Annotated in this window: 23 protein-coding genes; 20 read left to right on the top strand and 3 right to left on the bottom strand. The window is 36.2% G+C overall.

Features of this window, described 5'->3' with window-relative positions:
• Positions 1–22: 22 nt before the first annotated feature.
• The 5 genes from spoIIIAD to DET63_RS00100 are packed head-to-tail and all read left to right on the top strand — an operon-like array spanning position 23 to position 3,558.
• On the top strand, positions 23–406 hold the full coding sequence (spoIIIAD, locus tag DET63_RS00120) for a stage III sporulation protein AD (protein WP_113935556.1): 384 nt from the start codon (positions 23–25) through the stop codon (positions 404–406).
• A gap of 10 nt (positions 407–416) precedes the next feature.
• Positions 417–1,589, top strand: coding sequence for a stage III sporulation protein AE (gene spoIIIAE, locus DET63_RS00115; RefSeq protein ID WP_002067101.1), 1,173 nt, complete (start codon positions 417–419; stop codon positions 1,587–1,589).
• A 12-nt stretch (positions 1,590–1,601) separates the two neighbouring features.
• A complete protein-coding gene (gene spoIIIAF, locus DET63_RS00110; RefSeq protein WP_113935555.1) occupies positions 1,602–2,234 on the top strand; it encodes a stage III sporulation protein AF in 633 nt (210 codons plus the stop codon).
• On the top strand, positions 2,224–2,886 hold the full coding sequence (gene spoIIIAG / locus DET63_RS00105) for a stage III sporulation protein AG (protein ID WP_113935554.1): 663 nt from the start codon (positions 2,224–2,226) through the stop codon (positions 2,884–2,886). Before spoIIIAF ends, spoIIIAG begins: the two co-directional genes overlap by 11 nt.
• Positions 2,887–2,901: 15 nt before the next feature.
• Positions 2,902–3,558, top strand: coding sequence for a SpoIIIAH-like family protein (locus DET63_RS00100; protein ID WP_002067104.1), 657 nt, complete (start codon positions 2,902–2,904; stop codon positions 3,556–3,558).
• Between the two features lie 52 nt (positions 3,559–3,610).
• On the opposite strand, the gene DET63_RS00095 is transcribed toward DET63_RS00100, so the two are convergent.
• Positions 3,611–3,808 carry a hypothetical protein gene (locus tag DET63_RS00095; protein ID WP_012261697.1) on the bottom strand — a complete coding sequence of 66 codons (198 nt, stop codon included), beginning with the start codon at positions 3,806–3,808 and terminating at the stop codon, positions 3,611–3,613.
• 471 nt (positions 3,809–4,279) lie between these two features.
• Between DET63_RS00095 and accB the strand changes: the two genes are divergently transcribed.
• The 14 genes from accB to spo0A all read left to right on the top strand — a co-directional run bounded on the left by accB (position 4,280) and on the right by spo0A (position 18,814).
• Positions 4,280–4,768, top strand: a complete 489-nt coding sequence (accB, locus tag DET63_RS00090) for an acetyl-CoA carboxylase biotin carboxyl carrier protein (RefSeq protein ID WP_002067078.1) — start codon at positions 4,280–4,282, stop codon at positions 4,766–4,768.
• Positions 4,769–4,784: 16 nt separating this feature from the next.
• Positions 4,785–6,137, top strand: a complete 1,353-nt coding sequence (accC, locus tag DET63_RS00085; protein WP_002015065.1) for an acetyl-CoA carboxylase biotin carboxylase subunit — start codon at positions 4,785–4,787, stop codon at positions 6,135–6,137.
• A gap of 22 nt (positions 6,138–6,159) precedes the next feature.
• Complete coding sequence (locus DET63_RS00080; RefSeq protein WP_000807630.1) at positions 6,160–6,552, top strand: Asp23/Gls24 family envelope stress response protein; 393 nt, start codon at positions 6,160–6,162, stop codon at positions 6,550–6,552.
• A gap of 348 nt (positions 6,553–6,900) precedes the next feature.
• On the top strand, positions 6,901–7,293 hold the full coding sequence (gene nusB, locus DET63_RS00075) for a N utilization substance protein NusB (protein ID WP_113935553.1): 393 nt from the start codon (positions 6,901–6,903) through the stop codon (positions 7,291–7,293).
• 23 nt (positions 7,294–7,316) lie between these two features.
• Positions 7,317–8,177, top strand: a complete 861-nt coding sequence (gene folD / locus DET63_RS00070; RefSeq protein ID WP_113935552.1) for a bifunctional methylenetetrahydrofolate dehydrogenase/methenyltetrahydrofolate cyclohydrolase FolD — start codon at positions 7,317–7,319, stop codon at positions 8,175–8,177.
• A gap of 26 nt (positions 8,178–8,203) precedes the next feature.
• Positions 8,204–9,562 carry an exodeoxyribonuclease VII large subunit gene (xseA, locus tag DET63_RS00065; RefSeq protein WP_002192510.1) on the top strand — a complete coding sequence of 453 codons (1,359 nt, stop codon included), beginning with the start codon at positions 8,204–8,206 and terminating at the stop codon, positions 9,560–9,562.
• A complete protein-coding gene (xseB, locus tag DET63_RS00060; protein ID WP_000428422.1) occupies positions 9,552–9,782 on the top strand; it encodes an exodeoxyribonuclease VII small subunit in 231 nt (76 codons plus the stop codon). The genes xseA and xseB overlap by 11 nt, the downstream gene beginning before the upstream one ends.
• Positions 9,782–10,675 carry a (2E,6E)-farnesyl diphosphate synthase gene (gene ispA / locus DET63_RS00055; protein ID WP_002015072.1) on the top strand — a complete coding sequence of 298 codons (894 nt, stop codon included), beginning with the start codon at positions 9,782–9,784 and terminating at the stop codon, positions 10,673–10,675. The genes xseB and ispA overlap by 1 nt, the downstream gene beginning before the upstream one ends.
• Positions 10,676–10,983: 308 nt before the next feature.
• On the top strand, positions 10,984–12,876 hold the full coding sequence (gene dxs, locus DET63_RS00050) for a 1-deoxy-D-xylulose-5-phosphate synthase (RefSeq protein ID WP_002067083.1): 1,893 nt from the start codon (positions 10,984–10,986) through the stop codon (positions 12,874–12,876).
• Positions 12,877–12,879: 3 nt separating this feature from the next.
• Entirely contained in the window at positions 12,880–13,719 is an 840-nt protein-coding gene (locus DET63_RS00045) for a TlyA family RNA methyltransferase (protein ID WP_002015074.1), read from the top strand.
• Between the two features lie 142 nt (positions 13,720–13,861).
• Positions 13,862–14,311 carry an arginine repressor ArgR gene (argR, locus tag DET63_RS00040; RefSeq protein WP_002015076.1) on the top strand — a complete coding sequence of 150 codons (450 nt, stop codon included), beginning with the start codon at positions 13,862–13,864 and terminating at the stop codon, positions 14,309–14,311.
• A gap of 270 nt (positions 14,312–14,581) precedes the next feature.
• Entirely contained in the window at positions 14,582–16,321 is a 1,740-nt protein-coding gene (gene recN / locus DET63_RS00035; RefSeq protein WP_002088564.1) for a DNA repair protein RecN, read from the top strand.
• A gap of 119 nt (positions 16,322–16,440) precedes the next feature.
• Complete coding sequence (gene spoIVB, locus DET63_RS00030) at positions 16,441–17,733, top strand: SpoIVB peptidase (RefSeq protein ID WP_002015079.1); 1,293 nt, start codon at positions 16,441–16,443, stop codon at positions 17,731–17,733.
• A 286-nt stretch (positions 17,734–18,019) separates the two neighbouring features.
• Positions 18,020–18,814, top strand: a complete 795-nt coding sequence (gene spo0A, locus DET63_RS00020) for a sporulation transcription factor Spo0A (RefSeq protein ID WP_002015081.1) — start codon at positions 18,020–18,022, stop codon at positions 18,812–18,814.
• Positions 18,815–18,969: 155 nt separating this feature from the next.
• On the opposite strand, the gene DET63_RS00015 is transcribed toward spo0A, so the two are convergent.
• The gene (locus tag DET63_RS00015) at positions 18,970–19,116 is read right to left on the bottom strand and encodes a YycC family protein (RefSeq protein ID WP_001247671.1); all 147 of its coding nucleotides are present in this window, start codon (positions 19,114–19,116) and stop codon (positions 18,970–18,972) included.
• 50 nt (positions 19,117–19,166) lie between these two features.
• Between DET63_RS00015 and DET63_RS00010 the strand changes: the two genes are divergently transcribed.
• Entirely contained in the window at positions 19,167–19,895 is a 729-nt protein-coding gene (locus DET63_RS00010) for a glycerophosphodiester phosphodiesterase (RefSeq protein WP_113935551.1), read from the top strand.
• 96 nt (positions 19,896–19,991) lie between these two features.
• On the opposite strand, the gene DET63_RS30990 is transcribed toward DET63_RS00010, so the two are convergent.
• Positions 19,992–20,087 (bottom strand): IS3 family transposase, encoded by a 96-nt coding sequence (locus DET63_RS30990; RefSeq protein ID WP_142675669.1) that lies wholly within the window; start codon positions 20,085–20,087, stop codon positions 19,992–19,994.
• Positions 20,088–20,089: the final 2 nt, after the last annotated feature.

Below are 20,089 nucleotides of genomic sequence, written 5' to 3'. Positions count from 1 at the left end.
GGAGGCGGTTCGAATCGAAATTATACAAATTGTCGGATTAGGCCTCGTTGCTACATTTTTAGCTGCTGTTTTAAATCAGCATAAATCTAGTATGACATCGTTATTTATTGTGTTCATTGGTAGCATGATGTTTCTTCTCTTAATCGATCAAATTCATTCTATTTTACAAATGATTGAGAGAGTGGCGAGTGAAGCGAAGGTTAGCAACGTATATGTAGAAACGTTATTGAAAATTATAGGTATTGCTTATATCGCTGAGTTTGGTGCGCAAATTACAAAGGATGCTGGTCAAGGTGCAATCGCTTCGAAAATTGAATTAGCTGGAAAAATCTTAATTCTCGTCATGGCAATTCCTATTTTGACGGTTGTAATTGAAACAATTCTCGGTTTTTTACCTACGGGATAAGGGGGAGTGAATGTTGAGGAAGTTTGGAGCTAAGCTATTATTTGCTTGCTTCCTTTTCTTTTCTTTACCGATTGTTGTACAAGCTTCTCCTATAGAAACAAACGTCGTTGATCAACAATTGGATAAGCTCGGAATTGAAGATGTGAAGCAATTTTGGGACGGGCTTGTTACAAAGTATGGAGGCTATTTACCAGAGAGTCAAAAAGGAAGCTTTATGGAGTTTGTAAAGGGAGAAAAAGAGTTCTCCATAAAAGAGTGGATGATAGGTCTACTAAAATATTTATTTCACGAGCTTGTTGCAAATGGAAAGTTACTTGGAACGCTCATTATGCTCACGATTTTCAGTGCATTGTTGCAATCGTTGCAATCTGCTTTTTCAAAGAGTAGCGTGAGTAAAATCGCTGATGCAGTCGTATACATGGTACTTATTATTTTCGCTTTAAATAGTTTTTATGTCGTCATGACATATGCAAGAGAGACGATACAAACAATGGTAGATTTTATACTAGCGTTATTACCAATTTTACTTGCACTCGTAGCAACAGGCGGCGGTGTTGTTTCTGTATCATTTTTTCATCCAATCATCATTTTCTTAATGAATACGAGTGGGCTTCTTATGAACTATATTGTTCTACCACTTTTATTACTTGCAACTATATTAAGTATTGTAAGCACGATGAGTGATCAATATAAAGTTACGAAATTGTCCAAGCTTTTGCAAAACGTTAGTGTTGGGATTATTGGTATCTTTTTGACGGTTTTTTTAGGCGTATTATCTGTACAGGGAACAGCGTCAGCCGTTGCTGATGGTATAGCTGTGAAAACGGCTAAATTTGTAACAGGAAACTTCATTCCTGTAGTAGGAAGGATGTTTACTGAGGCGGCGGATACTGTTATTAGTGCATCTGGATTATTAAAAAACACAGTAGGAATTATCGGGCTCGTTATTTTATGCTTAATTGTCGCTTTCCCAGCGATTCAAATTTTTTGTATCGCGTTTATTTATAAATTCGCAGCAGCAGTATTGCAACCAGTAGGCGGAGGAGCAATTATTCAATGTTTAGATATCATTGGACGAAGTATCATTTACGTATTTGCTTGCTTAGCTATCGTATCATTTATGTTCTTTTTAAGTATCACAATTATTATTGCTGCCGGGAACATTACTCTCATGATGCGGTAGGAGGTGAAGAGTATGCAATTTGTTACAGAGTGGATTAGAAATATTATCGTTTTTTTACTCTTAGCGACAATGCTTCATCTTATTCTTCCAAATTCAAATTTGCAAAAGTACGTTAAATTCGTTGTAAGTCTATTGTTAGTCGTATTAATTTTAACGCCTCTATTTAAGTTGTTACAAACAGATGTAAATGAAGTTATCGCAAATTTCAATGAAGAAAAGTACGTAGCAGATGGATCTGTAAAAAATTCGATAGATTCGAAGAAAAAAGAAATACAAGCTCTAACACGTGCATATAGTTTAGAAGAGATGGCTACCAAAATGAAAAAAGACGTAGGAAAAGAGTTTGAGAAAAAGTATGGTATGACAGTCTCTGGAATACAAATAGTCGCAGTGGAGCATGCAGGAGAAGTAAAGTCAGCGAAAGATATTCAATCTGTTGTTGTGACGTTGAAAGAAAAAGAACGTAGTAATAATGATGCAATCGAAACAGTAAAGCCCATTGAAATTAATATGAAAGAACCTCCAAAAAAAATAGAAGAAACGAATGTAGAAATGAAAGATTTCTTTTCAAGCAGGTGGCAACTAGAGGATAAACAAATCCAAGTTCAGATGGAAGGGAGGACAGGTAGCGTAAATGGACAATAAAGATAAAAATTCGAGGTTCTCATTTTTTCGAAACTTATTAAATGGGGATGGAAAAGAAAGTAATGAGAAGGGGAAAAAGGTAACACCTAAGTTTTTGCTTGTCCTACTCATACTTGGGATTGCGCTTATGTTTTCTAGTAATTTCTTAGCACCTAAAAAAGAAGAAGTGCCTGTGTTTAAAGAAAAGACAAGTCAAAGCCAAGATAAAGATGTACCAACTTTCGGTCAAAAAAACAATGATAATATGTCAAATGTAGAAAAATACGAAAAAGCGTATGAACAAGAATTGAAAGCTTCTTTAGAAGAGATAGCCGGAGTAAAAGATGTAACTATTAAAGTGAACTTAGATTCATCTGAAGAAAAAATACTCGAGAAAAATACAGTAAAACGTTCACAAACGACAGGTGAAACTGATAAAGCAGGCGGGAAAAGGGAAGTAGAAGACGAGTCTCTTGATGAAAAGACAGTCATTATACGTGAAGGTGATAAAGAAACTCCAATTGTTTTGCGAACAGAGAAACCGAAAGTACGAGGTGTTCTGGTCGTAGCAAAGGGAGTGGATAATATACAAATAAAAGCAATGGTAAAAGAAGCTGTGACGCGATTATTAGATGTACCAGCTCATCGCGTTTCAGTATCACCGAAAAATTGATAGGGAGGAAATAAAGTGTTAAAAAAACAAACGGTTTGGCTATTAACGATGTTAAGTTTAGTGGTTGTACTATCTGTTTATTACGTAACAACTCCTGATAAAATGAATACAGCAGCACCGGCAACGGGTGAAAAGATGGGACAAGAAAAGCAAGGTGTTGATAAAGCAGTTACAAAAGAAACAACGAAAGAAACTACAAATAAAGAGACAACAAAAGAAAATACAAGCAAGGAAACTACAAATAAAGAAACAGACAAAAAAGAGAATGACAAAAAAGAAACAAGTAAAAAAGAGGCTAGTGTAACAGTTCAATCAAGCGATGAGAATTTTACAGCGCTACGTATGCAAATGGAAGATCAGCGTAGTGTAGAGAAAGAAAAGTTACAAAATGTAATGAAGTCATCAAAATCTTCAGCAGAAGAAAAGAGTAAAGCGAAAGATAATCTTGATGCCATCACTACGATGGAAACGAAGCAACAATTACTTGAGACAGTGATTAAATCTCAAGGTGGATATAAAGATGCTCTTGTAAGAGCTGATGGAACGGACATTAAAGTAACAGTTAAATCGGCAAAGCATTCACAAAAAGAAGCGAATAAAATTATTCAGCTTGTAAGAAGTGAAGGTGGTCCAAAAGATGTAGGTGTGAAATTTGATCCATCAGTAAAATAAATTATAATAGGTGTTGCTGCTTCAAATTAGATAAAAGAATAATAGAAAAAAGCTATCGTTTTCGATAGCTTTTTTCTATTTCATCTTTGCAGTTGTATTTAGTATTTTCAATTGGAAACGGGGAAATACGCTGTGAGTAAAAGATTAATGGTTCGTGATGATGGTGATTAGTTTTTCCAGATTTGACGTGAATGAAGAGGACCAATGTCCAAATCACTACGGCAGGCAAGAACAGGATGAGCCATATCATATGTCCGCACCTCACTACAATAAATTTGCTACACTTTGAACATACTATTCTTTTATGAAGGAAGAATGAACGGCGCGTAAACAAAAAAATAATATTTGGTAAAAATATGTTTTTTTACCGTAGATAAAATGAAGAATTCTGAGGGAATTACGTTTTTACACTTTGCAGTTTTGAAAAAGTAAAGAATGTTTTTTAGGAAGTGGTCTTGCCAATTTTGTGTGAAACTTGGTATTATTACTAGGTAATAATTTTTTGATGGAATAATATTTTTACAGGAGTTTCGATTTATAATAAAGAAATATAAATTGGAATGTTTAAAAAATTTAGCGTAAGATGGGAATAGTAAATATTTCTATTAGTAAATGTCATAGGAATAAATTTTCTAATAGAATACATCGTATTTTTACAGTAAATCAGTTTGATGCCAATCTGTAAAAACGGGACAAACAAGAGTATGGGAGTGGATTTTACATGTTTAAAATTCAAGAAGTTCGTGAATTAATTAAATTAATTGATAGCTCTAATATTGATGAATTTGAATACAAAAAAGACGGTACAGCAATCAAAATGAAAAAACGTGGTAATGAAGTTGTTGCTGTGCAAGCACCGGTAACGAAACAAGTAGTACAACCAGCAGCATCTGTTGAAGTAGAAACAACAGTAGCGGCAGCGCAAGTAGAAGTGCAAAAACAAGAAGAGAAGAAAGTTGTTCAAGATGAAAACCTACATAAAATCACATCACCGATGGTAGGGACATTTTATTCCTCTTCTTCGCCTGATACACCTCAATATGTAAGTGTTGGGGACAGAGTATCGAAAGATTCTATCGTATGTATTGTTGAAGCTATGAAATTATTTAACGAAATTGACGCAGATGTAGAGGGCGAAATTGTTGAAATTCTTGTTAATAACGGACAGCTTGTTGAGTATGGACAACCGCTATTTCTTGTAAAAGCGTAATAAGGGAGTCTTTGTGATGATAAAAAAAGTATTAATAGCCAATCGTGGGGAAATTGCTGTACGAATTATTCGTGCTTGTAAAGAAATGGATATTGAAACAGTTGCAATTTATTCAGAAGCAGACAAAGAGTCACTTCATGTGCAAATTGCAGATGAAGCGTATTGTGTTGGACCAACGATTTCAAAAGAAAGCTATTTAAATTTGACGAACATTATTAGTGTTGCGAAATTAACAGGTTGTGATGCAATTCATCCGGGATATGGATTTTTAGCAGAGAATGCAGATTTTGCAGAATTATGCCGTGAGTGTAACTTGATTTTTATCGGTCCAAGCCCAGAAGCCATTTCAAAGATGGGCACAAAAGACGTTGCACGTGATACAATGAAAGAAGCAGGGGTTCCAATTGTACCAGGTTCACAAGGGATTATTAAAAATACCGAAGAAGCGATCGAGCTTGCTAATCAACTTGGATATCCAGTTATCATTAAAGCGACTGCAGGTGGCGGCGGAAAAGGTATTCGTGTTGCGCGCCATGAAGAAGAGCTTGTAAAAGGAATTCAAATTACACAGCAAGAAGCCAGTACCGCTTTTGGGAACCCTGGTGTATACTTGGAGAAGTACGTTGAAGATTTCCGCCATGTTGAGATTCAAATAATGGCAGATACACATGGAAATGCCATTCATTTAGGAGAGCGTGATTGTACAATTCAGCGCCGTCTGCAAAAACTATTAGAAGAAAGTCCATCACCTGCACTTGATGAGAATATTCGCAAGCAAATGGGTGAAGCAGCAGTTAAAGCGGCGGTAGCGGTTGATTATACAGGTGCTGGTACGGTTGAGTTTATTTATGAATATAAAACGAAAAGCTTTTATTTCATGGAGATGAATACGAGAATCCAAGTTGAACATCCAGTTACTGAAATGGTAACAGGGATGGATTTAATTAAAGAACAAATTCTTGTTGCTTCTGGAGAAAAGTTATCGTTACAGCAAGAAGAAGTACAATTTAATGGTTGGGCAATGGAATGTCGAATTAATGCGGAAAACCCTGCCAAAAAATTTATGCCATCTCCAGGTAAAGTAGAAATGTACTTACCACCAGGCGGATTTGGTATTCGCGTCGATTCAGCTGTATATCCGGGATATTCAATACCACCTTTCTATGATTCGATGGTTGCTAAATTAATTGTTCACGGAAAAACACGTGAAGAGGCAATTGCAAAAATGAAGCGAGCGCTCAGTGAGTTTGTCATTGAAGGCGTACATACAACAATCCCGTTCCATTTGCAATTGCTAGAGCATCCTGATTTTGTAAAAGGTGAGTTTAACACGAAATTTTTGGAAGAGCATGAACTTGTGACGCAGTGATACATTAAAGGAGGTTTTTTTCATGGCTGAACATATGTTAGATATGGGTCAAGATACAACTCTTGGAAAAGTAGAAATTGCACCAGAAGTAATCGAAGTAATTGCAGGTATTGCAGCTGCTGAAGTAGAAGGTGTAGCGGCAATGCGTGGTAATTTTGCTACAGATGTTGTTGAGAAGTTAGGTAAGAAAAATCATGGTAAAGGTGTAAAGGTTGAATTAGCAAACGAAGATATTATTGTTGACCTTTATGTTGTGATGTATTTTGGTGTAGCAATTCCGGTTGTTGCACAAAAAATTCAAGACAATATTCGCCAAGCACTCTTTACAATGACAGGACTTGAGCCAAAAGAAGTGAACGTTCACATCGTTGGCGTAACATTCGAAACACAAAAAACAGAAATCGAACCAGTGTAAGAGTGGAAAAAGGTGCCTAGTAAAATAGGCATCTTTTTTATCGTTTCATTTCTTCACAAATTAAAATCCTCTAATTATTATACTATTTCAAAAAAAAAGAAAAATAAAACGGTATGTTTCATTTTTCCAAAAAACGTACATTGTGATAAGATATGGAACTTGAAGTTAATCTTTTTATTATTTTTCAGCCTTGTACCCCGTGTGTGAAACGATAAATTGTGTTATTATCATTGTATTATAAGGTTGGAAAATCAATGAAAACTGCAAGAGTAAGTGAATTGACGGCTTATAAATTATAATAATATAACAAAACATAAGGAAAGACTTGAAGTATAAAGGAGAGTTACAATGAAACGTAGGACGGCTAGAGAAAGAGCAATGCAAGCATTATACCAAATGGATATTACAGGTGAATTAGAACCGAAAGTAGCGGTGGAAAATACGCTAGATGAAGGCGAAGAAACAAATGAGTTTCTAGAATCACTTGTTGTAGGATTTGTAGACAACAAAGAAGAGATTGACGCAGCAATTCGTCAAAATTTAAAAAAGTGGAAGCTTGAGCGTATTAGTATTGTTGATCGCAGTATTTTACGTGTAGCTGTGTGTGAGATGAGATACATGGAAGAAATTCCGCACAATGTAACAATTAACGAAGCAATTGAAATCGCAAAAACATTTGGGGATGAGGAATCTCGTCGTTTTATTAACGGCGTTTTATCTAATATAAAAGATACACTGTAATTTCTTTAAGGGGGAAACTTAAAATGGTAGCAGTAATCATCAAAGGAAATGAAGTTGCGGAGAAAAAACGAGCACAATTAAAAGAAAAAGTTGTGAAGTTAAAAGAGCAAGGGATTGTACCAGGATTAGCAGTTATTTTAGTTGGAGAAGATCCAGCATCGCGTTCTTATGTAAAAGGAAAAGAAAAAGGTTGTGAGCACGTAGGAATCTATTCAGAGCTAATTGAACTTCCTGAAACGATTACTGAGGAGCGTTTGCTTGCTGAAATCGATCGCTTAAATGGAGACGACCGCATTAATGGCATATTGGTACAATTACCTTTACCAAAACACATTGAAGAAAAAGCTATCATTGAAAGAATTTCACCGGAAAAGGATGTAGATGGATTTCACCCAATCAGCGTAGGACGTATGATGACGGGACAAGACACATTCCTTCCATGTACACCGCATGGCATTTTAGAATTAGTAAAAGAAACGAATCTTGATATTTCTGGAAAGCATGTTGTTGTAATTGGAAGAAGTAATATTGTTGGTAAACCAGTGGGGCAACTGTTTTTAAATGAAAATGCAACTGTCACATATTGTCATTCTAAGACGCAAAATATAAAAGAATTATCGAAGTTAGCTGATATTTTAATCGTAGCCGTTGGACGACCGAAAATGGTAACAGCTGACTATATTAAAGAGGGTGCGGTTGTAATTGATGTTGGTGTTAACCGTTTAGAAACAGGCAAACTTTGTGGTGATGTTGATTTTGACAATGTATTAGACGTTGCAGGTTACATTACGCCTGTGCCAAAAGGAGTCGGCCCAATGACTATTACAATGCTTCTTCACAACACTGTGGAGTCTGCAAAGCGTGCAGGTGTTGTTTGTCAATAATTTGAATCGGCTATGAGGAGAGAGAAATGGAGAAACAATATTTAACCGTTACAGCGTTAACACGCTATATTAAAACAAAAATAGAGTATGATCCGCATTTACAGTCTGTTTGGTTAAAAGGAGAAATTTCCAACTTTAAATATCATAGTCGTGGTCATATGTATTTTACATTGAAAGATGAAAATGCAAGAATTGCAGCGGTTATGTTTGCGGGTCATAATCGTAACATTAAATTCAGACCGGAAAATGGAATGAAAGTACTTGTAAAAGGAAAGATTTCTGTTTATGAGGCGAGTGGTTCTTATCAAATTTATATTCAAGACATGCAGCCTGACGGAATTGGAAACTTGCATTTAGCTTATGAGCAATTAAAAGTTCGTTTAGAGGAAGAGGGCTTGTTTTCTCAAGTTTATAAAAAAATAATTCCTCCGTATGCTAAAACAATAGGTGTAATCACGTCGCCAACAGGAGCAGCAATTCGCGATATTATAACAACAATTAAACGTCGTTATCCGATTGGAAATGTTATTGTGTTTCCTGTACTTGTACAAGGGGAGTCAGCAGCTCCCTCGATTGTACAAGCAATTCGTACAGCGAATGAAATGGGAGATATTGATGTTTTAATTGTTGGACGTGGTGGAGGCTCTATTGAAGAATTATGGGCCTTTAATGAGGAAATAGTTGCAAGAGAAATTTTCACAAGTGAGATTCCGATTATTTCGGCTGTAGGCCATGAAACAGATTTTACAATCGCAGATTTTGTCGCGGATTTACGTGCACCAACACCGACTGCAGCAGCTGAGCTGGCGGTACCTAATACTATAGAGTTACAAGAAAAGGTATTACAAAGAACTCTGAGATTGCAAAGAGCAATGAGAGAAAGAGTACATAAAAAAGAAGAAAAGCTGCAAGTGTTACAAAAATCTTATGCGTTCCGTTATCCAAGGCAAGTGTACGAGCAAAAAGAAGAGCAGTTAGACAGGGCTCTTGAACAACTTGTTTTAGCGAAAGAGCGTTATATAGATAAAAAAGTAAATCAATTAAAGCAACTTTCATTTTATTTAGAAAAGCACCACCCATCTCAAAAAATTATACAAACGAAAACGGCAATTGAAACGTTGCAAAAGCAGTTGCAACGTGAAATGCAAACATTACTTCAAACGAAGGAGTTCGTATTTGTGAGAGCGGCTCAAAAGCTTGAGGTATTAAGCCCGCTTAAAGTAATGATGAGAGGGTATGGGCTTGTATACGATGAAGAGAAACAAGTATTAAAAAGCGTGAAAGATGTTAGCCTTGGAGATGCTGTTTCGGTTCAATTACAAGATGGAATACTAGATTGTAGCGTATCAAGCATAGAGGAGCGTGAATTGAATAATGGAAAATAAGTTAAGCTTTGAAGAAGCAATTTCGCAGCTTGAGCATCTCGTTTCTAAGCTTGAACAAGGTGATGTACCTTTAGAAGAAGCAATTTCTTATTTTAAGGAAGGCATGGAATTATCTAAGCTTTGTGATGAGAAATTGAAAGATGTACAAGAACAAATGGCAGTTATCCTTGGGGAAGATGGAGAGCTTAAACCGTTTACTGCTTTAGGAGATGAAGCATAGTGACACATATAGCTTTTGATGCTTTTTTGAAAGAGAGTAAAACTTTCGTAGAAGAAAAGCTTGTAAGCTATGCAAATGAATTACAATGTCCAAATGTGCTTCGTGAAGCGATGGCATATTCTTTGGAAGCGGGTGGGAAACGTCTCCGCCCGTTACTTTTATTTGCAACGTTACAAGCGTTTGGGAAAGAAAGAAATCTTGGAGTGGGTGCAGCTTGTGCCCTTGAAATGATTCATACATATTCGTTAATTCATGATGATTTACCTTGTATGGATGATGATGATCTAAGACGAGGAAAGCCTACAAATCATAAAGTATTTGGTGAAGCAATGGCAGTTTTAGCGGGAGATGGTTTGTTGACATATGCTTTTCAAGTTATTATGGCATATGAGCAAAAAGAAATCTCTGCTGAAAAAAAAGTAAGACTTGTACTTGAGCTTGCGAAAGCAGCAGGACCTGAAGGAATGGTTGCTGGACAAGTGGCAGATATGGAAGCTGAAGGAAAACGACTTACAATTAATGAATTAGAGTACATCCATAATCATAAGACAGGTAAACTGCTTGAGTTTGCTGTACTTGCAGGAGCGATACTTTCTGATGCTACAGAAGAGCAAGAAGAGAAGTTACTTGCATTTGCGAAATATATCGGTCTAGCTTTCCAAATTAGAGATGATATTTTGGATGTAGAAGGAACAGAAGAAGAGATTGGAAAACCGATTGGTAGTGATGCTTCCAACGAGAAGAGCACATATACGACGTTATTTACTGTAGATAGAGCAAAATCTATTTTAGAGGAGAAAATTGCAAAAGCAAAAGATTCTATTAGCTCCTTACAATTACAAGATGAATATTTACTATCTATTTGTGATTTAATCGCAAAACGTAATAACTAATATAACAGCGTTTCCATTTGTTGAGTCATTCATCATTTTATGATATAAATGTAGGAAAAGGTTTTTCTTTTCTTGTTATTGGCAAAAATATATGTAGATTACATTGCCGTTATCACTTCGTGTTAGCGGCTATTTTTTTCATCACGTAAAGAAATATGATGTATAATATGATAAGTGAAAAAATGGAAGTGTTTTCTGAAAGCAGGACAAGATAAAAAGAATAGAAAAGATAATTTCTTGTGTTGTGTAAATGTTTCTTATAATATTTGACATGTTGACAGATTATGAAATGAAAGTGAGTGATCCATGTGGATCTAACGCAAATTCAAAACCCTAGTTTTTTGAAAGATATGTCTATCAGTGAACTAGAGGGGTTGAGTGAGGATATTCGTAAGTTTTTAATTGAAGAGCTCTCTCAAACAGGTGGACATATTGCACCTAATTTAGGTGTAGTAGAACTCACAATTGCTCTGCATAAATTATTTGATAGTCCGAAAGATAAGTTTTTATGGGACGTAGGACATCAATCCTATGTACATAAAATTTTAACAGGGCGTGCGAAAGAATTCGGCACATTAAGGCAATACCAAGGTCTATGTGGTTTTCCAAAACGCTGTGAGAGTGAGCATGATGTTTGGGAAACTGGTCATAGTTCAACGTCGTTATCTGCTGCAATGGGAATGGCTCTAGCACGTGATTTAAAGAAAACGGAAGAATACGTTATACCAATCATTGGCGATGGTGCATTAACAGGCGGAATGGCTTTAGAGGCATTGAACCACATTGGGCATGAAAAAACGGACATGATTGTTATTTTGAATGACAATGAAATGTCAATTGCACCAAACGTCGGTGCACTTCATAATGTACTTGGTCGTTTACGTACCGCAGGGAAGTACCATTGGGTAAAAGATGAACTAGAGTATATATTGAAAAAAATCCCAGCAGTCGGCGGGAAAGTTGCTGCGACAGCAGAGAAAATAAAAGATAGTCTAAAATATTTACTAGTATCAGGCGTCTTTTTTGAAGAATTAGGCTTTACATATTTAGGTCCGGTCGATGGGCATGATTATGAAAAGTTATTCGAAACGTTGCAATATGCAAAGAAAACAAAAGGCCCAGTACTTGTTCATGTTATTACGAAAAAAGGAAAAGGTTATAAACCAGCTGAAAGTGACGTTATTGGAACTTGGCATGGAACAGGACCGTATAAAATTGAGTCAGGTGACTTCGTTAAACCGAAAGAAGTTGCACCAGCATGGAGTGCTGTTGTTAGTGAAACAGTGCTTAAGCTAGCGAGAACGGATGAACGTATCGTTGCAATTACGCCTGCAATGCCTGTTGGATCGAAACTTGAGAAATTCCAAAAAGAATTTCCGGATCGCATGATTGATGTAGGTATTGCAGAGCAGCATGCTACAACAATGGCAGCTGGTATGGCAACACAAGGGATGAAGCCGTTCTTAGCAATTTATTCAACATTTTTACAAAGAGCATATGACCAAGTTGTTCATGATATTTGTCGCCAAAATTTAAATGTTTTCATTGGAATAGATCGCTCTGGATTAGTAGGAGCAGACGGTGAAACGCATCAAGGTGTATTTGACATCGCGTTTTTACGTCACTTGCCGAATATGGTGCTTATGATGCCGAAAGATGAAAATGAAGGTCAACATTTAGTATATACAGCGATGCAATACGAAGATGGACCGATTGCTTTACGTTATGCACGCGGAAATGGACTTGGCGTTCAAATGGATGAAGAATTAAAGGCGATTCCAATCGGTACATGGGAAACGTTAAAAGAAGGCACACAAGCAGCAATTTTAACGTTTGGTACGACAATCCCGATGGCAATGGAAGCAGCTGAGCGTCTTGAACAAGCTGGAGTATCAGTGAAAGTAGTGAATGCTCGCTTTATTAAGCCGATGGACGAAGCATATTTACATGAGCTTTTAGGGAAAAATATACCGATTTTAACGATTGAAGAGGCTTGTTTAATCGGTGGCTTTGGAACGGGAGTAGTTGAATTTGCTTCTGAGAACGGATACCATAGTGCTTTAATTGAACGAATGGGTATTCCTGATCGCTTCATAGAGCATGGTAGTGTAACAAAACTGTTAGAAGAAATTGGTTTAACGACAGATGCTGTTGTAGACCGTATTCATACAATGATTCCATCAAAACAAAAAAGGGCGTAACAAATGAGCGTAAAAAAAGAAAGAGTAGATGTACTATTAGTAGAGCGAGGGCTTATAGAAACGCGTGAGAAGGCTAAACGTGCTGTTATGGCAGGTCTTGTATATGCGAATGAAATGAGACTCGATAAGCCAGGGGAGAAAATCTCGCAAGATACGGAGATTACGGTGAAAGGGCAAGTCATGCCGTATGTAAGCCGTGGTGGTTATAAGCTTGAAAAGGCATTAGAAACATTTCAACTTGATTTACAAGATAAGGTTATGATAGATATTGGTTCATCAACTGGTGGTTTTACAGACTGTGCGCTTCAAAATGGGGCGAAGTTATCCTACGCATTAGATGTAGGATATAATCAACTTGCGTGGAAATTGCGTCAAGATGAGCGTGTTGTTGTGATGGAACGAACGAACTTCCGTTACGTGACACCGGCAGATTTAGAGCGTGGTTTACCGCAGTTTGCAAGTATTGATGTTTCATTTATATCATTAAGGCTTATATTGCCGGTTTTAAAAACAATGCTTATGCCAAATGGTGATGTAGCTGCATTGATTAAACCTCAGTTTGAAGCTGGACGAGAACAAGTCGGGAAAAAAGGCATTGTTCGTGATAGAAAAGTACATGAAGCTGTCGTGGAAATGATTGTCGATTTTGCTCTTAAGGAAGGCTATAATATCGAAGGTTTAACATTCTCACCAATTACAGGCGGGGATGGAAATATTGAATTTTTAATTCATCTAAAGTGGCACGGTGAGCGTGAGAATGGCGAAAATCATTCTCCGGTTTCTATTGAGCAAGTTGTTACAGAAGCACATGATGTTCTAAAACAAAAAGGGAAAGGGGAATAACATATGTTGTTCCTCTTTTTGTTGTAATCGTATAATGATTGTAAAAACAATTGTGTACAAGTAATGGATTATACGGTAACATAAATAAATGAAGTATACCAATGTTTAAACTATGGTAAGAGATAGTGTGAGGTGCAAATGTATGAATAAAGGTCAGCGCCATATTAAAATCAGGGAAATTATTGCTAACAAAGAAATTGAAACACAAGATGAACTAGTTGATATTTTACGTAATGTGGGGTTTAATGTAACGCAAGCAACAGTATCGCGCGATATTAAAGAACTGCACTTAGTGAAGGTGCCATTACATGATGGCCGCTATAAATATAGCTTGCCAGCAGATCAACGATTTAATCCGTTGCAAAAATTAAAACGAAATCTAGTGGATTCATTTGTAAAATTAGACACGGCAGGACATATGCTTGTGCTAAAAACATTGCCTGGTAACGCTCATTCACTTGGGGCACTCATTGATCATTTAGAGTGGGATGAGATCGTCGGAACCATTTGTGGTGATGATACTTGCTTAATTATTTGCCGTACACCTGAAGATACAGGTGTTGTCTCTGATCGTTTCTTAAATATGCTTTAACAGAAAAATCTTGTTTACTTTCCTCTGTAAAGTGGAAAGTAAACAAGATATTTTTATTGGCGAAAAATACGGATTTTCAAATACAATACATTATTTTTTTTGAATGAAGTTAGAAAATAGGTGGATTGACCCGTAAAACGAATGTTTGGTACAATGGAGCGGGTTAGAAGAGTAATTTATACATACAAACATATAGTATAACTATTTGAATGAAGAATACTGAGAAAAGCCCTTAATAGGGGATTAGTTTATAACGAGGTGAATGGGGCATTGTTATCGGAATTATCGATCAGAAACTTTGCTATTATTGAGGCATTAAATATTTCTTTTCAAAAAGGTTTAACCGTTTTAAGTGGTGAAACAGGAGCTGGAAAATCCATTATTATTGATGCAATTAGTTTGCTTGTTGGTGGCCGTGGTTCAGCAGAATTTGTTCGATATGGAACAGAAAAGGCTGAGATAGAAGGCTTATTCTATGTAGAAGATGACAAACATCCATGTATCGCAAAGGCAGAAGAGTTAGATATAGAAATAGAAGATGGCATGATTATTTTGAAGCGTGACATCGCTGCGAACGGAAAAAGTGTCTGTCGTGTAAATGGGAAACTTGTTACACTCAGCATATTAAAAGAGATTGGAAAAACGCTAGTTGATATTCATGGACAGCATGAAACACAAGATTTAATGAATGAAGAGCGTCATATGTTTATGCTTGATCATTTTGATGGAAATCGCATTGTTAAACAATTGGGCATATATCAAAATGTATATACAGACTATGAGAAGTTAAAAAAACAGCTGAAATCTTTAAGTGAAAATGAACAACAAATGGCCCATCGTCTAGATTTAATTCAATTCCAACATGAAGAAATTCGTAAGGCGGATTTAAAAATGGATGAAGAATATGAATTGACTGAGGAACGATTAAAAATCTCCAATTTTGAAAAGATTTATAAAGCATTAGGAGATGCGTATCGTTCGTTAAGTGGAGACGGACAGGGATTGGATCACGTAAGAAATGCAATGGGACAAATGGAGAGTATTACGCACTTAGATGAAGCGTATCAAGAAAATCATGATTCTATTGCAAATAGTTATTACTTATTAGAAGAAGTTGCATACCAGCTTAGAGAAAAATTAGACATGATGGAATACGATCCGAAACGTCTAGATGAAATTGAAACACGTTTGAATGAAATCCGTATGTTAAAGAGAAAGTATGGAAATACTGTAGAAGAGATTTTAGCGTATGCTGATAAAATTGAACAAGAAATTTTTACGATTGAAAATAAAGACGTACATATTGAAACGACGAGAAAGCAGTTAACGAAATTAGAAGGTGTTATTGTAAAAGAAGCAACGTTGTTAAGTACTATGCGTCATGAGCTTGCAGATCATCTTACAAGCGCTATTCATCAAGAATTAAAAGAACTATATATGGAAAAAACGAAATTTGAAGTGAGAATTATGAAGAGGGTAGGAAATGTAGAAGAACCTCTCGTGGAAGGAACACCGGTAAAACTTACGGCTGATGGCTACGATCATGTGGAATTTTATATTTCAACGAATCCGGGTGAACCGTTAAAGCCACTTTCAAAGGTCGCTTCTGGCGGAGAGTTATCTCGTATTATTTTAGCTTTAAAAAGCATTTTTTCTAAGCATCAAGGTGTTGCATCTGTTATTTTTGATGAAGTGGATACGGGTGTGAGTGGTCGGGTTGCACAGGCTATTGCGGAAAAAATTTATCGTGTATCAGTAAACTCGCAAGTACTTTGTATTACGCACTTACCTCAAGTAGCTTCAATGGCGGACTCTCATTTATTTATTAGAAAACAAGTGGCGAATGATCGTACGATTACATCGGTTACTGTGTTAAGTACGGATGAAAAAGTAACAGAAATTGCTCGAATGATTTCTGGTGTTGAAATTACAGATTTAACGACAGAGCATGCGAAAGAGTTACTTACGCAAGCGCATCATTTCAAACAGACAGCAGAGGCTATCCAGTAATGGATAGCTTTTTTTTCTCAAATGACGATTTCTTAATTCTTCCGGTTATAAATAAAGCGCTGCAAGGAGAGATTAAAAAGTGAAGCCAAGAGGCTGAATGTGGGGTAGGAGCGAGGAGAGTGAACAAATTGAAATTAGAAAGATTTCGAAAAATAATAGGTCTTTGTCTCCTTGTTTCTCTAGTTTTTATTGGATGTTTTAAACCGCTTCGAACGTTTATTTCATCGCCGAAGCAACTTGTTGTTTTTGAAGGACAACAATCAGAAATAGCATCATTACCAGTTTTTAAGGCTGCATCTACAAATCGTAATGTGTTTACTGTAAGTTCAAATGAACAAGAACTTATGGTAAATTCTCACCAAAATGGTGAAGCTGATATGGTGTTTCAACTTGCTGGTTTTCCAGTGAAAAAAGTAAATGTGAAAGTATTAAAAGATTTTAAAGTTATTCCAGGTGGACAATCGATTGGTGTAAAATTGAACACAAAAGGTGTACTTGTTGTAGGCCATCATTTAATTCAAACTGAAAAGGGTAAAGTATCTCCTGGTGAAACAGCTGGTGTACAGATTGGAGATATGATTACTGAAATCAATGGTAAAACAATTGAAAGAATGAGTGATGTAGCACCATTTATTCATAATAGTGGAGAAACAGGTGAACCGCTTAATCTTGTTTTATTAAGAGATGGAAAATATATTCGTGCTAAGCTAACACCGCAAAAAGACAATGGTGAATCCTCTTACCGAATTGGACTGTATATTCGTGATTCAGCAGCTGGTATCGGAACGATGACATTTGTACATCCAGATTCTATGAAATATGGAGCGCTTGGTCATGTAATTTCCGATAATGATACAAAAAAACCAATTCAAGTAGAAGATGGACAAATTATGCGTTCGACAGTAACGTCTATTGAAAGAGGAAGTCACGGGAACCCGGGAGAAAAATTAGCAAGATTTTCACCGGATCGTGAAGTGATTGGTAATATTACAATAAATAGCCCGTATGGTATTTTTGGGAAATTAAATACAGATATGACAAACGGCATAATGGATAAAGCAATGCCTATCGCATTATCCCATCAAGTAAAAGAAGGGCCAGCGAAAATATTAACAGTTATTGATCAAGATAAGGTGGAAGCATTTGATATTGAAGTTGTTAGTACGGTACCACAAAAGTTCCCAGCTACAAAAGGTATGGTTATAAAAGTGACAGATAAACGTTTACTAGCAAAAACGGGTGGTATTGTACAAGGAATGAGTGGAAGTCCGATTGTACAAAATGGGAAAGTAATTGGTGCGGTTACACATGTATTTGTAAATGATCCAACGTCAGGATACGGTGTTCATATTGAATGGATGTTACATGAGGCTGGAATTAATATTTATGATCAAGAGAAAAAAGCGAGCTAATACATATTAGCTCGCTTTTCTTTTGAAAAATTCGTTGAAATTTTGTAAAAGCTCCGCAAGAGCTGTTTTTTGTTGTAAGATATAAGCAAAGGGTTGAACGTTTCGCTGTAATTCTATGATGGAATGTGTTGCGAAAGTAAAAAAATGAACGATAAACATATTTTTTTGTGATTTTATCGGAAAGTAAGAAACTTTAAAGGGAATTTTCACACAATTGTCGAACAATTCATGTAGCCTAGAAGCTTACACATGTCGGAAGAATCGATTCGGTAAGGGAGGAAAAACTGTGGAGAAAATTAAAGTATGTCTTGTGGATGATAATAAAGAATTGGTATCGATGCTAGAGAGTTATGTTGCTGCCCAAGATGATATGGAAGTTATCGGAATTGCTTACAATGGTCAAGAATGTTTAAACTTATTGAAAGAAAAGCAGCCTGATATACTCGTTTTAGACATTATTATGCCACATTTAGATGGTCTAGCTGTGCTAGAGAAAATGCGACATATTGAAAGATTAAGACAACCTAGCGTTATTATGTTGACAGCATTCGGACAAGAAGATGTGACGAAAAAAGCGGTTGATTTAGGAGCATCATATTTCATATTAAAACCATTTGATATGGAGAATTTAACAAGTCATATTCGTCAAGTTAGTGGTAAGGAAAGTGCTACTATTAAACGTCCATTACCATCTTTCCGATCAGCAACAACGATCGATGGAAAACCGAAAAACTTAGATGCGAGTATTACAAGTATCATTCATGAAATTGGTGTACCCGCTCATATTAAAGGGTACATGTACTTACGAGAAGCAATCTCTATGGTGTACAATGATATCGAATTACTAGGATCTATTACGAAAGTATTATATCCAGATATTGCAAAGAAATATAATACAACAGCAAGCCGTGTCGAGCGCGCAATCCGTCACGCAATTGAAGTAGCTTGGAGCCGTGGGAATATTGATTCTATTTCGTCCTTATTTGGTTATACAGTATCCATGTCAAAAGCAAAACCTACGAATTCCGAGTTCATCGCAATGGTTGCGGATAAGCTAAGACTTGAACATAAGGCTAGTTGAGATTAGTATATTCAAAATAAATATTTTTATAAAAGATCAATGAGTTTAAAACACTCGTTGATCTTTTATTTTGTTTCCCACATTCATAATTTTAGTGGGTAAGTTATCCGTGATATAATAGGTGATAATAAAAAGCCCTGCAAAACAGGACTATATTATTCTTCGTCTTTATTTTGTTTTTCTAATTCAACTAACTTTTGTATTAAAATATGCTGTGGCATATGCATAAGTTGTTCAAGTGGAACACCTAACGCTTTTGATAGGCGGACTGCAGTGTCTGGAGAAATTTGTAATGGTCTCATAGAAGTACCTCCTTTTTCGTATAGTATAGCATAAGATTGGGGGAGTGAGGATGACTCTTATATTTGCACATCGTGGTGCAGCGGGAACGTATCCGGAAAATACAATGATTTCATTTGAAGCGGCGGGGGCTTTCGGGGCAGATGGAATTGAACTCGATGTTCAATTCACGAAAGATGGAAAAGTTGTCGTTATTCATGATGAAACGGTGGATCGGACAACAAATGGAAAAGGTACGGTTCGAAATTATTTATATGAGGATTTATGTAAGTTGGATGCGAGTTATAAATTCGGTGACAAAGTAGGTTTTTGCAAAATACCTCTTCTAGAAGAGGTGTTAGAATGGCTCGCAAAAACGAAATTGCTACTCAATATTGAACTGAAAAATAATAAAATTCCATACAGAGGTTTAGAAGAAGAGGTTATAACGCTTGTACGTAAGTTTAGTCTAGAGGATCGTGTTATATTTTCTTCGTTTAATCACTACAGTATGAAAAAATGTCATTTGATGGCTCCTGATATTCAAACAGCTATTTTGTATCGTGAAGGTTTGCATAGCCCGTGGGCATATGCAAAAAAGATGGGTGCTACTGCAGTACATCCGAATTATCGTTATCTTCAAGATGCTATCGCTGAATTAACGATGGAAAGTGGTGTGGAGGTTCGTCCTTACACAATAAATGAAGAAACGCTTATGCGTAAATATTTTGATATGGATATATCAGCGATTATTACTGATCATCCTGAAACAGCAAGAACTTTATTACCGATAAAAAAATGAGACCTAATATATGGTCTTATCCCTGTCAAGTAGACAGTATTAAAAAGACTAAGCAGCCATCGAGATTCGATATTCTATCGGAGCTCGATGGTTGAGTCATTTTTGGAACCGTTTATAGTTATAAAAGTAAATATATTCTTCAATTGCTTGTATTAAATCTTCTTCTGTTTTAAAATGATTCAAATACAACATCT

Origin of the sequence: Bacillus sp. DB-2, assembly GCF_003315125.1 — a bacterium.
Lineage (GTDB): Bacteria > Bacillota > Bacilli > Bacillales > Bacillaceae_G > Bacillus_A > Bacillus_A mycoides.
Note: the sequence above shows the minus strand (reverse complement) of the source record. Positions and strands in the feature narration are given on the sequence as shown.